The organism is Bacteroidia bacterium, assembly GCA_023228875.1.
Lineage (GTDB): Bacteria > Bacteroidota > Bacteroidia > NS11-12g > UBA955 > JALOAG01.
On sequence record JALOAG010000022.1, the window covers coordinates 1 to 14928 of the forward strand.

A 14928-nucleotide genomic window follows, 5' to 3' on the forward strand; every position below is an offset into this window, starting at 1 on the left:
CTTCCAACTTTTTAAATGGACATCAATTCCTACATAAATGTTTTGTCCTTTAAAACTGATTGTTGTACTTTTACTTTTGGTCTGCATAAGTCCCAGGTTTTAGTGAATAAATTGTTTGTTAAAAAAAAATCAATTTACAAAAACTTTGGGGCTTATGTTTGTTTAGATTACAAACATACAGCCTCAGCGGTCTTGTAACAAATAACATGGGCCGTAATGTTCGTGACGGAGATGTCTTCCTATTTGTCAATAAAGCCAGGAATCGGTTAAAATTGCTTCACATGGAACCCGGAGGCCTGGTCATATACTCAAAACTTCTGGAAGAAGGTCGTTTTCGTGTTCCTTCCCGGGTTGCTCAGCACAACTCCATCACCATACAATGGGTCGATTTGGTTATGATGGTAGAGGGGATCATCACAGATCCCGGAGCTCGCTTAAAACGTTTAAAAAGAATCAATTATTAGTTAAAAAAAGGTCAAAATATTTGGTCATGTAAAAACTTGTTACTATCTTTGTATCAAGTAATTAGGACGACAAATGACCTTAGAAGAAAGCCTTTTACAACTCCAAAAATTAACAGAAGAGAACGCCTCTCTTCGCGAACAGATAGCCGTAAAAGACGCTACTATTTCAAAGCAAGAGTTGGAAATAGACCGTCTTAGGAAAATCATTTTTGGCAAAAAGAGTGAACGGTTCATTCCTACAGATCCTAATGTCCGCCAGTTAGACATCTTTGGTGAAGCACTAAGCCGGCAAGAGAAAGCAGCACTGGAAAGAGCTGCAGAGCAGGAACAAGAGCTTATTACAAGAGTAATAAGTGTAAAAAAGCCACGTACTCCGCGTAAAGACATCTCTTTGGAAGGACTGCGTGTGGAAGAGACTATCATTGATCCTGAAGGCATTAATTTGGAAGATTATGTATGTATAGGTACTGAAGAGACCAGTCGTCTGGCTCTAAGACCTGCTGAGTTCTATATCAAGAAGATTATCCGTAGAAAATATGTTCTCAAGAACCAGGCAGACAAGTTACAGGAAGAAAACAGAACACCTACTGTACTTATAGCGCCTCTTCCTCCGGCTCCTTTGCACAAATGTATGGCAGATACTACGCTTTTAACAGATATCATCATTCAAAAATACCTTTACCACATACCTTTTCATCGACAGTTGGCTCGGTTTTCCAACCTGGGGGTGCGTATAAGTTCTTCTACCGTGGGAGACTGGTTCTCCCGAAGTTGTGAGTTGCTCAAACCTTTGTATGATCTTCTCCGACGACGGGTTCTTTCTTCTGACTATATCCAGGTAGATGAAAGTACTCTTCCTGTGATAGACAATGAAAAGCAGCGAGCTGTTAAAGGTTACGTCTGGGCAGTTCACAGTCCGGATACAGCAGAGGTGTTCTTTCATTACGACAGAGGATCGCGTTCCGAAAGAACGGCCATGTTATTGCTGCATGATTTTAAAGGGGCTATTCAGACAGACGGTTATAATGTATACCAGAAGCTGGAACAACTTGAAGGTAAACTGATGCTGGGTTGTTGGGCACATGCACGACGTAAATTTGATGAATCGTTGGTAGAGAACAAAAAGTTGGCAACTGATGCTTTATTTCAAATCCAATCTCTCTATGCCATAGAAAGAGAAGCTGATGAGGGGCAACTATCACTTGAAGAAAGAAAAGCGTTACGGTACAACAAAGCGTATCCCATATTGGTAACCTTTGAAAAATGGCTTCATGACAACTACAAATCCTTGCTTCCTCAGAGTCGGACGGCAAAAGCCATAGCTTATACCTACAGTCTTTTTCCACAACTCTCCCGGTATCATCTGGACGGCAGATACAAAATAGACAATAATCTGATTGAAAATGCCATTCGTCCGCTGGCTTTGGGAAGGAAAAACTATCTGTTCTGTGGAAGCGGCGATGCCGCTATAAGAGCTTCCATGGTTTACTCTCTTCTGGGTTCCTGTAAAGCAGCCGGTGTGAACCCCGAACAGTGGCTGGAAGATGTTCTTTCCAAAATGTATTTGTACACTACCGGAAAAGGCAATCTGGAAGATCTGCTCCCGGCTAATTGGGCAAAATCAAAATCTGCAAACAACTTGTAAAGTTTTACTACTACTCATACAACTTCAGGCCAACTTCACTCAAATTGGCCTAACTTTTACAAAAATCACACAAACTTGTACAACTACTTAGAAAAGTTAGGTTGGAGTTAGCAATGTTGGACGGGTTTTATCGGATGCTTACTTTCACTCCAGCCTCTAATAATTTCTTTAATATCACTATTCTATTTGCTGTCTGATAATATTTTCCCATCCACACTTTGTCATTACCCAAAAATTGAGTAATGGTTTTCTTGATTTTTGAACGATTGGGTCCGTCTGCTTTGGCTTGACACCCAGATCCCTTAAATTCAGAGGTATGAGCTTTAGCCTCAACCAGTATCAATGTGGAATCTTCTGCAATTCCTATTGCATCCCATTGAGGAGACCGTACTTCACCTCTGTTGTACAATCACAGGGGCAAAGATCTTCTCTTTCTTGCGTACATATTTAACAAAATTGTAAACTGTCTTGCTGTTGACTTTGGGCAAATCGGGATAATGCTCCTTTAGACGATCCTCTACAACAGCTGCAGGTAAACCATTATCAAGCTCTAAAAGATGCTTTACAAATAGATACCAAGGGTCCAAAATCTTCTCATATACCCGCTTTTTGTCAACAAACTCCATGAACTCTGTCTCGTTCATTTTCCTGTATTTAGCTACAGTTCGGCGGTCAATTCCAAGATCTCGTCCTATTTTAACATCTGAGTTACCGCTGATTAATGAAAGTTGTTTAACTTTGTGCCACATAATTACCTTTCTAAAAGGTGATTTCTGAGTCTTCATAAAATTTGTATTTGAGTTGATCTACAAATGTATGAAGACTCTTATTTTAACCTTTTTTTATGTACATCGCATGTTGCCGATTTCTGTACATATGATATTGCCGAAAAATGTACATACAAAGTTACTGATTACACCCGTTTCAATCCACGCACCCCTTGCGAGGTGCGACCTGCTGTTTTTCCGCCTCCATAGCCATTAGCTCCGTTTCAATCCACGCACCCCTTGCGAGGTGCGACCTTCGTTGTCCACAAATATTCTACCTGTTGTAAGTTTCAATCCACGCACCCCTTGCGAGGTGCGACTTGATATGTAGCAATGTCGTTGTGGTAAGCACGTGTTTCAATCCACGCACCCCTTGCGAGGTGCGACCCATTTCATAAAAGAGGGAGTCACAGTTGGTGTGTTTCAATCCACGCACCCCTTGCGAGGTGCGACCTGTTTTTTGATAGCTTCAATAACTTCCAAGTTAGTTTCAATCCACGCACCCCTTGCGAGGTGCGACAAAAGCACCGTGAGTACCTTCTCCTTTTATACAAGTTTCAATCCACGCACCCCTTGCGAGGTGCGACAAAAACGAAAACAAAGAGCTTACCGAACTCTTTGTTTCAATCCACGCACCCCTTGCGAGGTGCGACTTCATCCTTAAGGTCATGTATGTAGATCCCATCCGGTTTCAATCCACGCACCCCTTGCGAGGTGCGACAAAAGCACCGTGAGTACCTTCTCCTTTTATACAAGTTTCAATCCACGCACCCCTTGCGAGGTGCGACTTCATCCTTAAGGTCATGTATGTAGATCCCATCCGGTTTCAATCCACGCACCCCTTGCGAGGTGCGACGCAGACGCAGACGTAGGGCCGACATTCGAGTACAGTTTCAATCCACGCACCCCTTGCGAGGTGCGACAATTTGGTAGCATACGATAAGGCAAGTACCAGAGGTTTCAATCCACGCACCCCTTGCGAGGTGCGACTCAGCCCGGCAAGGCACAGCCTGTTTATTCAGGTTTCAATCCACGCACCCCTTGCGAGGTGCGACCACGACATCAAGCAAATTGACAACGAGGCTTACAGTTTCAATCCACGCACCCCTTGCGAGGTGCGACTAATTGATGGTAATTTTGTTAGTGGTGGTTCACGGTTTCAATCCACGCACCCCTTGCGAGGTGCGACTCCTCAACCGGAGTTTGTTTGCTTTCTCCATCTTGTTTCAATCCACGCACCCCTTGCGAGGTGCGACCATTTAAGCCTGCAACAAAGCATATGGTCAAATGGTTTCAATCCACGCACCCCTTGCGAGGTGCGACTTTATTCGGGTGCTTATACAGATAACTATTTATTGTTTCAATCCACGCACCCCTTGCGAGGTGCGACTCTTTCCGCACTTGTACCTTGTGAACAGCATTACCGTTTCAATCCACGCACCCCTTGCGAGGTGCGACTCCTACTGTCTTTACTTTGTTTACAACGACATCTGTTGTTTCAATCCACGCACCCCTTGCGAGGTGCGACGGGATAGCGAAAATAACGCTTTCAAATTTCACGGTTTCAATCCACGCACCCCTTGCGAGGTGCGACTTCTCACGAAAAGGCTGTTGTTGCTCCGAAATGGTTTCAATCCACGCACCCCTTGCGAGGTGCGACCTTATACCTGGGAGCAATACAAAAGCTTTTTAAGGTTTCAATCCACGCACCCCTTGCGAGGTGCGACATGGCGACATTTTGCGGTATGTACATCAACCTGATGTTTCAATCCACGCACCCCTTGCGAGGTGCGACGTCATAGGGGAGTGGACAGATGTAGGGGCAAACGATGTTTCAATCCACGCACCCCTTGCGAGGTGCGACTAACTCTGACGACTTGCACAATGCACTTGTAATTGTTTCAATCCACGCACCCCTTGCGAGGTGCGACAGATATTCAAGGGATATAATTGTGGATAGATTAGTTTCAATCCACGCACCCCTTGCGAGGTGCGACCTTACAGAATTACAAGAGTTTTGCCGACTACAAGGTTTCAATCCACGCACCCCTTGCGAGGTGCGACCAAGGGTAATGGTTGGAGTAGCCGACAGCAGGAGTTTCAATCCACGCACCCCTTGCGAGGTGCGACCATATATGGGATAACTGGGCTGATGAGGAAGGAGTTTCAATCCACGCACCCCTTGCGAGGTGCGACGGTAATGGTATAGGTAATAAAGAGGGAGATAGTATGTTTCAATCCACGCACCCCTTGCGAGGTGCGACTTTATGCGGAAATGGTTGAAGAGTTACTTCACAAGTTTCAATCCACGCACCCCTTGCGAGGTGCGACTATTGCAATCCGCTTTCTTCGCATTTGTAAAAATGTTTCAATCCACGCACCCCTTGCGAGGTGCGACCATAAGCCAAACAAGTCTTGTGTAAATATGATAAGGTTTCAATCCACGCACCCCTTGCGAGGTGCGACTTGATTGCCGAAGAAAGGCAACGACAAATTACAGTTTCAATCCACGCACCCCTTGCGAGGTGCGACACCAAAGGGGTAGACTGCGACTCCTGGAGCAAAGTTTCAATCCACGCACCCCTTGCGAGGTGCGACTACAGCCATTGCTGCTATGAAAGAAGCTGAAGAGTTTCAATCCACGCACCCCTTGCGAGGTGCGACCCTTTTATTTTGCGACATGCTGCAAAAGAGTGGGGTTTCAATCCACGCACCCCTTGCGAGGTGCGACGTTTGCAAACTTTACAGACGTATCGCTGGAATACGGTTTCAATCCACGCACCCCTTGCGAGGTGCGACAAGCAGAGCATGGCCAACAACTGGGCCGGATTATTTGTTTCAATCCACGCACCCCTTGCGAGGTGCGACTTTTCGCTGAAGTCTTTGCTGGCTGCCAAAAGGTTGTTTCAATCCACGCACCCCTTGCGAGGTGCGACCGAAATACTCGGTTGAGGAGTACGAGGCTATGCAGTTTCAATCCACGCACCCCTTGCGAGGTGCGACAGAACAAGGATGGCGGGTTTGTCAACCAGCCCGTGTTTCAATCCACGCACCCCTTGCGAGGTGCGACCCACAAGGCCGACCATGACCGCTGGGGGCGGATGTTTCAATCCACGCACCCCTTGCGAGGTGCGACAGGCTGGGTTGCAGATAACGGCGATATTGTGACAGTTTCAATCCACGCACCCCTTGCGAGGTGCGACTGCTTTGCTGCTTTGTTCTTTGCTGCTTTGCTCAGGTTTCAATCCACGCACCCCTTGCGAGGTGCGACCGATTTGTGCCTGCTGATATAGTTTATCCCTGTCGTTTCAATCCACGCACCCCTTGCGAGGTGCGACACCCATCTTCCTTGTCCATCAGTACACCCTTTTGTTTCAATCCACGCACCCCTTGCGAGGTGCGACCAAAATAATTGTCTTTGTTGTTGTTAAATCCTTGTTTCAATCCACGCACCCCTTGCGAGGTGCGACAGTAGAGTGGTTAAGTTATTAGAACTTTGATGAGTAAAGCTCCATTTCCGCTAAAGTAATGAAATATTTATAGAATTGGTAAAAAATAATTAAAGAATATAGCTAACCAAATGAACGTCAAGTATCGCTGATTCTCCTATGATTTAATGAGAGCTTAAGGTAGGCGGAGCTATAATATCAGTGTTCCTTCAGGATTATAACTTTCTTTACACCCAACATGTTCTATTCTATTTTTAAAGTTATTGCCCAAAAAATAATATCTTAGGCTGTCGGTTTCAGGATTGTAAATTGATTCTAGACGATGACGTAATTCTGTAAAAATAGCAGGATCAACCAAACATTCAAATACTGAATTTTGAACACGTTGTCCGTAATTAACACACTCTTTTGCAATTTTTCTTAAACGTTTTCGTCCTTCTTGCGTTTTAGTTTCAACATCATAGGTTATTAATACCATCATAGGTTTGCTTTCTATTTGTTTACAAATACAGGATAATTATCAATATCGCCTCTAATAAAACGCGCCATTAGCATTGCTTGCGCATAAGGTAATAGACCTACGGAGATAGCTATTTGTAAATATGGATGTTGGATTTTTTTTTGTTTTCGTTTTTGCCAAGCAGTTATTATTTCTTTTCGGGTTTCGTCTGTCATTAAAATTCCACCTGCTTCATTATTCTTAAATCCTCGTTTATTAATCTGTTTCCTATTAATTAATGATAGTACTAATCTGTCTGCAAGATATGGTCGAAACTCTTCCATCATATCAAGTGCAAGACTTGCTCTACCCGGCCTGTCGACATGTAAAAAACCAACGCACGGATCAAGACCAACACTTTCTAGGGCAGCTTTAACTTCATGCATTAAGAGAGTATAAACAAATGAGAGTAATGAGTTAACATTATCTTTAGGAGGGCGACGGCTTCTGCCTTTCAAGAAAAAATCTTCTTTCTGAGATAGGATTAATTGATTAAACACACCAAAATAGCATTGTGCTGAATCACCTTCAATACCTCTCAATATTTCAACAGAAGGTATTTGAGAAATTTGCTTTTGTTTTACAGCTAACAAGTTAATTGCTGACTGCAGCTCAGATGATTTGTTTTCTGACTGTTGTTCTCGTAAGGTTCTCTGTAAAACTGTTCGACAGTTTGCTATTTTTCCAGCTATAAATAGTTTAGCTAATTGAAGTGATTGATTGGGATTATCTGCTATCCTATATTGTTGTCTTCTAAGAAGGACATTTCCAGAAACCGGACCGTTAATTCTACATAAAAAACGGCCTTGAGTAGTTAAAAAACTCAGCGCTACGTTACGTTCAGCACAAAGATGCATTGCCGAAGGACTAGCACCCATATAACCTAAACAGACAATTCCTTCTATATTATGTATTGGTATTCTAAATTTTTCAATATCGTTTATTTTAATTACAATATTTTCACCATCCCGTGAAATGTACGACTCAGGTGTTGTTATATACAGTGTATTTAAAAGTTTTCTCATTGCGTCAATCTATTTCAAATACATTTTTTAGATAATCATTTACAACACGTGGCTTGTCAAAGAATTTTGGATTACATATTTCGAGCAAAGAACAAGATTTACAATGTGATTTGTATTTTGGGCGCGGGGTAATTTTTTTTTCAAAAAATTTATGCATACTAGCAGAGTATGTTTCTACTTTAGTTCTTAATATATCGTCAAGCAGCACTTCATGACGATGTCTGGTTTCTCCATAATACAAATAACCTTTATCTATTCTAAGATTAATTTGACTGTTTATTTTATACATTTCTTCGATGCAAATAGCTTGAGCACAAAGTTGAACCTCATCACACTCATCAAATTTTGGCTTACCTCTTTTATATTCAACAGGAACGGGAAACCACAAGCCAGTTTTATTTTTCAAAGAAACTCCTGTTGTATTATCAACTCTAATGTACTCTATCAAATCGGCAACACCATATAACCCTAATTGATATGAAACTAATGAAACCGAACGCAGAGTAATTACATTTCTTCGTGTTTCATTTTCAAATGGATTATCGACCCGATTGTGCATATGATTACCTTCTACGGTTCGCATATTTTCGGCCCATTGTTGTTCAATATGTATCAATGCCCATTGCCTTTCACAAAAAGCGAAATGTTGAATACCTGAAATCATTAAAAGTTTGTCGTCGGAATACATATTAAATCTTCATTTAAAGTTTCCGTTAAACAGATAACATCAAATTATACCATTTCAATCATCTCAACATCTGCAGGTATTAAAGTTTTATCTATTTTAACAATATAATCGGAAAATGCTCTTGGAGGTTTAGTTGCATCTTTTCGTTCGATATTTATAGCATCAAATAGTTGATGTGCAGGTGCATTTCCTAAAGCTGTAGAGTGCTTAAATACAATCAATTTGCAAGTACTCATCATTCCTCTAGCTGCAGAACGATCGTGGTCGAACATATTTTTTAATGCTTCCCAGAAAAGGGAAAGATCATCTTCATTAAAGCCAGTTTGTGTTGCTAAATGGGCAGAGATAAATCCTTTAGAAAGATAAAGACCATAAGGAATTGTGAATTTACGCCCCATGGTACGGTTATCACCGCCTTGTTTTTCGGCTTCAGCTTCAGTGGCTACAGCCATACGAGTTATACTATGCTCCAATGCAACAACCGGATCAATTGAGCGACCAAAGGTAAACTGAATAGGACCACGAACTTGACCTGCATTTTTACCAGTACTTAGGACAGCACCAAAGGTGCGAATATCGTAATAATTGGCACACATCCATTTTCTTGCGGCTTCGGTTTTATCACCAGCTCTATCTTCTGATTTTACCTCATCTTGCTCATGAGATTCATCAATCAATGTATTCAAAATTGCTTTTTCTTTTATAAAAATATCAAATGGTCTTTCGGCATTTTTAACCATTTGCACAAAATTCCTCACTTTACGTTTAAGACAAACATCTGTAACTAACCCCATGCCAGTTTCAGCATCTACCCTTGGAAGATTACCTGCATCAGGGTCTCCATTGGGGTTACCATCGGTAACATCGAAAAGTAAGGCAAAATCGTATCGGTTTTTAATTAATTTACTCATAGTATAATCTCCTATTCTTTAGTTGTTTTTATTTTTTTAGTAAATAAATCCTGACGTTGATGATAATAACCAATAGCAAAACGGCTTTGGTCGTCTAAGGAAAGATGAGAAGGTAGTCCATTGCTGCTAATGCCGCTTATAATTTGCTGAATCAACCTCTCGTAATAGATCTTGCTCCCACCATCTAATTTTGCTAAATGGTGATTGGAGAGATTTAATAACCGCCCGAATACAGTAACGGGAGTACTTGAAGCAGCACCATAGTAACGGTCTTTAATAGTTGCATTAATGCTTGGTAGTGCATTCTCTTGAATTTTCTCGAGTACTGCAAACAAGCGACCACATAAGTAGCCTTGATTTTTGTTTTCTAGGTCGAGTGCCATTGTTATACGTTTTTCATTTATATTATAAATATTATTACTTCTGTTTAAGTATGCTTTGAGTATTGCCGCACGAATACGGTTAACATGTTGTTCGGCTCTTATACGCCTTATACACTGCTGTTGCATAGTATCAGGATATTTAGTGCCATCAAGAATGCTTTCAATGATTTTTCCGGCAAGATTTGGCGGAATGTTATCTACTTTAAAATCAAAAGATATATTGGCGAGCAAATTGAAAAGGGAGAAATATTCCTTGTCCGTATTCATTTCTTTTACTATATCCAGATCTTCAAAGTGCTTTGCAATGTTTATTGCAAAATCAACAATCTTTCCTGTCCTCCAGAATCTTATTGAAATCCGTGCTGCATTGGGAGTTAACCCTAGGATATAAAATTGGTTATCACTATCAGTATTAAGTTTCCCTGTGTGAATAGACTCAAATAGAGTCTTTACTACTCGTATGTTTTGGTCGGGATCATCTTTTGATGGAGCAGCGAAGAATGATGCAAATTGGTTTTCGAATTCATCTTGACTCTGAGCCCAAAATAGAACAGATGTATCAGAGATTCTAAATTTATTCTTAGAATCCTTTCCAAGCAAAACATTGAGTGCTGTAGTGTAAGCATCTTCGGCTTTTTTTGAGACAGGTGCATTCATTCCTTGCTCTTTATAATAAGAGTCGTATCCTGATTTTTTTTGGAAACCTACAAGCTTGCCGCCACTTTTACCACCAGGTATTGAAGTGGCTGAATGAAGAGTAGCGATGGGTAACTTTTCTCCTGTTATTAAACAGACACCTGTATTGGTTTGTATTTGTTGAGATTCGTCAGCATCTTCTGTGGCGTTAACCTCATCATGGAGGTTATAGTGTTCGGCAACAATTATAGTTTCACCTGCAACTCTGAATGAAAGATTGCACCCCGGTATTTTATAACACTCTGCCCAGTTTTCATGCTTAAGAAGGTTTTGGATATTTTCTTCTTGTTCATAAAACTTTGCAACTGCTTTAAATTGATTATTATTAGAATATTTTTCTGATAGTTGTCTAATCAGAGAGATAAAAGAGTGATTTTGTTTACATGCATCTTTTTTTGCCTTATCGGTTTCATTTTTAGGTTGCCCAAGAACATAACCCCAGTGATCCCAAAAAACATTAGCTGTATCGGCTGCTTTAGAACCTGTTCGACTTTTGGTTTTGATTACTAAAAACGATTTAGCTCTTTTTTGTTTTCCCTCACCAATTCTGGTATCTTCAAGATTAACGAATTTACCCTGATAATCAATAACGATTATGTATGGTATATCTTTACGTTCAAATCCACTTGGCGCAATATTGCTTTCTGGATCTGCAGCTTTACGCTGGTAGTAGTCGTATAGTGCTTGTAAAATCATCGGCGAACCTCCTCGCTTTCCATTGGTGGAACTTCAATTACTCCCTTTTTGAGTTGTGCTCTGAAGAACATAGGTTTAGGGTCTTTCTCCTCAGAAAAATCCATATCGTAAAGCATAAATCCCAGATCTCGAGTTTCATTGATAGGCTTAATTCTTTCTCCTTCCGGAAATTCTACTAATTTGAAATTACATGAAAACTCCCGACATCCAAGATAAGGCTGGTTAAAGCATTGCCCTTTTTTTACTCTGCGCTCGAATATGGCGTTGTACTTACCCGGGTTTTCCGTTTTCTTTAAAATTTCATTCTCCTTTTGGCCTTTTAGTTCTTCAGGAGTTTCAACCCTGTTGCGTTTGCGTAAAGGTGTAAAATCAATTTCGGCATAAATCCGGTAAGCAACGTCACGCAATAAAAGCCCGGCTCTTTGCTGACGGTTTTCTTCAATGAAAATATGTTTTGATCTATTACTCATTAATTTACCAACTTCATTCCGACGTACAGAAACCCATCTAATAGGATTTAAAACCTCAATTTTTTTTATCTTCCATTGGATTGCCGGTTTCCAAAAGATAGCTTCGAAAATGGCGCGTGCTGCCGAAGGAGTGATTACATCGTAACTTACTCGTTCAACCTTCATTTCGGGTCGTGTAAAGCAAGCATAATCACCCCATATTTCAATGCAAAATTCCTTATTATAAAATTCCATGATATTTTTATATAATATTTATTTCTTCTAACCATTTACCATTTAATTGTACTCCTGAGTGAATGCTGTATAAGTTGTGATAATCCTGAACCCAACAACCATGTAGCTCTACAATTAAACCTGAATTTTTTAATTCTTTAAAATCACGTTCATTAACAGAAACAGAATAACGCTGTAACTTACGCAGCAACCAAGGATCAGGGCCATTCTTTTTAAAAAGATGGATTAAATCAGTACCCTCTTTATATTCAACAATGATTGTTTTGGATCCTTTATCGTCAATTAACACAAAATCCTGTGCGGCTGTTGCAAATTGAAATTGCATTAAATAGGCATCTTTCCACAAACTATCTTGAATGTTGGCTTTATCAAAATTGTCAATCTTGTTATATAACAACTGAAAGTATTTGAGAAAAGCTTGCGGCTGCAATAGTTCATCTTCATTATTGGATTTGGTTACCAATATTTCTTTAAAAGTATCGGCACCTTTGCGTATCAACCCGATGGGAGTTCCTTTAGAAGGAATAAAAACCTTCATTTGCCCAAGTTTGTTTTTATAGTTAAGCTTACCTTCTCTATTACAACGACCGGCACATTGTGCAATTGAATCTAAGCCGGCAATAGCCCTGTAAACCACAGGGAAATCAATATCAACTCCTGCTTCAATTAATTGAGTACTGATAACTCTTACTTGCAGATTCTCTTTTAACCGGTATTTTATTTCATTGATTAAATCCATAATATGAGCAGTACACATAAGACGTGACAGATGTATGGTGTCTTCAGGCATTAAATCATAGAGCTCTCGACATTGTTTCCTTGTATTAACTATGCAAAGCACTTGCCTATGCTGTAAAAGCTCATCAGCAATGGTTTCCCAATTGGTAGTTCGAGAGATATCATCAGGAACATATACTTTAACTCTTTTAAGGTTGAGTGCCAACTTGTCAATATCATTTACTATCTCCCGAACTGAAGTTTTAGCTATTCCTTCAAATGCAAATTGCCCATTGCCACCAATCCGTCCTGTTAGTGCAGGCTGGGTTGCGGTGGAAAATAGAATTGACACCGAGTAGTCATCTACTAATCCTTTTAATATGGTAAGGATAGGATTTAAAAATTCGGGAGGTAACATTTGAGCCTCATCCAGTATTATTATGCTGTTTACTAAATTATGAAGTTTCCGACAACGGGAAGTTTTATTGGAAAATAGAGACTCGAAAAGTTGAACATTTGTTGTGACAATAATTGGAGCATCCCAATTTTCGGTTGCCAGTTTTTGTTTTTGCGAGTTGAGGTCATCATCAATATTACTATGATGTTCAATCACATTTTCATCACCAAATATAGAGCGATAAATCTGAGCCGTTTGAGTAATGATGCTTGTATATGGGATAGCTAAAATTATTCGAGATTTATTATATTTTAATGCGTGGATTAACGCCCATGCCATAGATGACAACGTTTTTCCACCACCAGTGGGAACAGTTATGGAAAAGAAACCTGGCTCTAAGTAACCAGATTCGATACAATCGTTAAGTATCTTATTTCGTATGGAATTTACTTTTGTAGTTGCCGCCGACTTTACCATTCCATTCATGAAGTTTCTAAAACGTTCGTTTAACACACTGAAAGCATCATATTTTCCTCTCCTCTCAAAGGACTCAGGATTCATGAATCTTTCAGTATCTAAATAATCGGCATCTACCAAACACGAAAAAAGCATTCTTATCCATAAATGGATTTGCTTTGGATTAATCTTCTTACCTGTTGGTAGATTTAGATTCACTTTTTCAATAAGATCAGATGGAATCTTTGCCCTTATTTTATCTAAAAACTCTTGTTTTTGTAACCTGCTGCTTAAATCACCAGATATACCCGGCTCCGGTAACCAATTATGCAGACCAGCATGGTGTCCTGCTATACAATAAGATATGGGAGGCCACAAATCTGGATATAGTTCTTTTGCCAAAATTGCTGCTGCAGATGTGTGATCTGTTTTGCCTAATTTATTACCTTCTTGAAATCCAGAGTTTATTTTAATATATTCTTGGAACTCGTCAGAATATTTCCCTAAATCATGCCATAATCCCAATAACCATCCCCATTCTCCATTGCAAAAATTGGAAGTGAATTTTGCACATAACTTAGCGGTACCGGAAAGATGTTCGAAAAGATTTTGAATCTTGAAATTGCCGGAATCATCCAATTTTATGTGTGCTATCGAATCCAATGTTTTAAATTATTGTAGGCTTTTTTTATTGTATATATTAAATTTGATTCAAAGCTATTATGTGACCCCGTCAAAACATGACGTAGCACTAAATTTAGCAGTTATTTCTTTGATAAACAATATTTGTTGATGATATTTTTCGAACAACAAATAGCCAAAATTCATTCTATTTAGATTTGATGATTAACTGAATCTGGGTTGTTGGGCATATGCACTATATGCTGACAACCTAAGCTTTACTTGAGATCCAATCTCTCTTTGCTATAGAAAGGAAAACATTACGGTACATGAAAATGTATCCCATACTAGTACCCTTTGAAAAACGGCTTAATAACAACTATAAAGCCTTGCTCACTCAGAGCCGCATGACAAAGGTTATAGCTTATACCTACAGTCTTTTCCCACAATTTTCCGGTATCCTAACAAGCGCTACAGCCAGTACCCATACAGCGCTATCATCAATTGAACGTATCTTGAATGTTATACGCTTACCTAGGAAAAGGGTATATCTGCCGATAGTTGAGTCGACGTAGTAAGGCTATTGTATTTCAAATTTTATGGTATTTGTGGAGGGTAGGGCTTTTACAGTCCGGATCGCCTCCTTTGGAGTCTGAGTGGAAATTGAAGGTAATATCGATTAGCATTCGGTTGATCTTACATTTACTTGTATGTATATAATTACGTACCATCTTGAGGATGAGAAGAAATAATTTTATTTATCTCATTCCAATAAAAGAATGCTTCAATATTGGATTTCTTGAGTTTGTT

Annotated in this window: 11 protein-coding genes and 1 CRISPR repeat array; of the genes, 2 read left to right on the forward strand and 9 right to left on the reverse strand. The window is 39.9% G+C overall.

What is annotated here, in order from left to right; all coding sequences use genetic code 11:
* Positions 1 to 206: 206 nt before the first annotated feature.
* Both tnpB and M0R38_11650 read left to right on the forward strand, forming a co-directional pair.
* Positions 207 to 464 carry an IS66 family insertion sequence element accessory protein TnpB gene (gene tnpB / locus M0R38_11645; GenBank protein ID MCK9482384.1) on the forward strand — a complete coding sequence of 86 codons (258 nt, stop codon included), beginning with the start codon at positions 207 to 209 and terminating at the stop codon, positions 462 to 464.
* Between the two features lie 73 nt (positions 465 to 537).
* Entirely contained in the window at positions 538 to 2109 is a 1572-nt protein-coding gene (locus M0R38_11650) for an IS66 family transposase (GenBank protein ID MCK9482385.1), read from the forward strand.
* A gap of 127 nt (positions 2110 to 2236) precedes the next feature.
* On the opposite strand, the gene M0R38_11655 is transcribed toward M0R38_11650, so the two are convergent.
* From M0R38_11655 to cas3, 9 genes are all read right to left on the reverse strand, one after another.
* On the reverse strand, positions 2237 to 2518 hold the full coding sequence (locus M0R38_11655; protein ID MCK9482386.1) for a hypothetical protein: 282 nt from the start codon (positions 2516 to 2518) through the stop codon (positions 2237 to 2239).
* On the reverse strand, positions 2502 to 2858 hold the full coding sequence (locus M0R38_11660) for a hypothetical protein (GenBank protein ID MCK9482387.1): 357 nt from the start codon (positions 2856 to 2858) through the stop codon (positions 2502 to 2504). Before M0R38_11660 ends, M0R38_11655 begins: the two co-directional genes overlap by 17 nt.
* 172 nt (positions 2859 to 3030) lie before the next feature.
* Positions 3031 to 6346: direct repeats of the CRISPR family, unit length 33 nt; unit sequence GTTTCAATCCACGCACCCCTTGCGAGGTGCGAC.
* 169 nt (positions 6347 to 6515) lie between these two features.
* Complete coding sequence (cas2, locus tag M0R38_11665; GenBank protein MCK9482388.1) at positions 6516 to 6806, reverse strand: CRISPR-associated endonuclease Cas2; 291 nt, start codon at positions 6804 to 6806, stop codon at positions 6516 to 6518.
* Positions 6807 to 6817: 11 nt separating this feature from the next.
* Positions 6818 to 7849, reverse strand: coding sequence for a type I-C CRISPR-associated endonuclease Cas1c (cas1c, locus tag M0R38_11670; GenBank protein ID MCK9482389.1), 1032 nt, complete (start codon positions 7847 to 7849; stop codon positions 6818 to 6820).
* Positions 7850 to 7853: 4 nt separating this feature from the next.
* Positions 7854 to 8537, reverse strand: a complete 684-nt coding sequence (cas4, locus tag M0R38_11675) for a CRISPR-associated protein Cas4 (protein ID MCK9482390.1) — start codon at positions 8535 to 8537, stop codon at positions 7854 to 7856.
* Positions 8538 to 8581: 44 nt separating this feature from the next.
* Positions 8582 to 9448, reverse strand: a complete 867-nt coding sequence (gene cas7c, locus M0R38_11680; GenBank protein ID MCK9482391.1) for a type I-C CRISPR-associated protein Cas7/Csd2 — start codon at positions 9446 to 9448, stop codon at positions 8582 to 8584.
* 11 nt (positions 9449 to 9459) lie between these two features.
* The gene (gene cas8c / locus M0R38_11685) at positions 9460 to 11223 is read right to left on the reverse strand and encodes a type I-C CRISPR-associated protein Cas8c/Csd1 (GenBank protein MCK9482392.1); all 1764 of its coding nucleotides are present in this window, start codon (positions 11221 to 11223) and stop codon (positions 9460 to 9462) included.
* Complete coding sequence (cas5c, locus tag M0R38_11690; protein MCK9482393.1) at positions 11220 to 11927, reverse strand: type I-C CRISPR-associated protein Cas5c; 708 nt, start codon at positions 11925 to 11927, stop codon at positions 11220 to 11222. The genes cas8c and cas5c overlap by 4 nt, the downstream gene beginning before the upstream one ends.
* A gap of 7 nt (positions 11928 to 11934) precedes the next feature.
* Entirely contained in the window at positions 11935 to 14160 is a 2226-nt protein-coding gene (gene cas3 / locus M0R38_11695) for a CRISPR-associated helicase Cas3' (GenBank protein ID MCK9482394.1), read from the reverse strand.
* Positions 14161 to 14928 lie beyond the last annotated feature (768 nt).

Coding starts and splice junctions, on each gene's coding strand:
- tnpB (MCK9482384.1), top strand. CDS start 207: ATGGGCCGTAATGTTCGTGACGGAGATGTCTTCCTATTTGTCAATAAA.
- M0R38_11650 (MCK9482385.1), top strand. CDS start 538: ATGACCTTAGAAGAAAGCCTTTTACAACTCCAAAAATTAACAGAAGAG.
- M0R38_11660 (MCK9482387.1), bottom strand. CDS start 2,858: ATGTGGCACAAAGTTAAACAACTTTCATTAATCAGCGGTAACTCAGAT.
- cas2 (MCK9482388.1), bottom strand. CDS start 6,806: ATGATGGTATTAATAACCTATGATGTTGAAACTAAAACGCAAGAAGGA.
- cas1c (MCK9482389.1), bottom strand. CDS start 7,849: ATGAGAAAACTTTTAAATACACTGTATATAACAACACCTGAGTCGTAC.
- cas4 (MCK9482390.1), bottom strand. CDS start 8,537: ATGTATTCCGACGACAAACTTTTAATGATTTCAGGTATTCAACATTTC.
- cas7c (MCK9482391.1), bottom strand. CDS start 9,448: ATGAGTAAATTAATTAAAAACCGATACGATTTTGCCTTACTTTTCGAT.
- cas8c (MCK9482392.1), bottom strand. CDS start 11,223: ATGATTTTACAAGCACTATACGACTACTACCAGCGTAAAGCTGCAGAT.
- cas5c (MCK9482393.1), bottom strand. CDS start 11,927: ATGGAATTTTATAATAAGGAATTTTGCATTGAAATATGGGGTGATTAT.